Source organism: Halomonas sp. SIMBA_159, from assembly GCF_046536035.1.
Taxonomy (GTDB): domain Bacteria; phylum Pseudomonadota; class Gammaproteobacteria; order Pseudomonadales; family Halomonadaceae; genus Vreelandella; species Vreelandella venusta_A.
On record NZ_JAWJBT010000575.1, the window covers coordinates 1 to 272 of the forward strand.

Below are 272 nucleotides of genomic sequence, written 5' to 3' on the forward strand. Positions count from 1 at the left end.
TGCGGCCCTCGATGGTGCGGGGGTGCGAGTGCGCTGGGGTCAAGGCACCACCGAGCGGCATCTGAACCTCATGACCCGCGCCGGCGAACGGGTCTCGCTGTACCTGTCGTCGCCGGAGGCGACCGCGGGCGAGGACGACGCCTGGGTGCGCGAACGGATGGGGGAGGCGGCGGTGATCGTGCTCGACCTCGCCGCCGAACCGCTGCGGCTCCTGCCGATCGCGCGCGAGACGGGAGTCCCGATCTGGGTCGACGTGCACGACTACGACGGTG

At 72.1% G+C, this 272-nt stretch carries 1 pseudogene; it reads left to right on the top strand.

Annotated features, from left to right (window positions below):
* Positions 1-28: 28 nt before the first annotated feature.
* Positions 29-272: pseudogene (locus tag R0J87_RS20515) on the top strand (hypothetical protein); the annotation flags it as partial.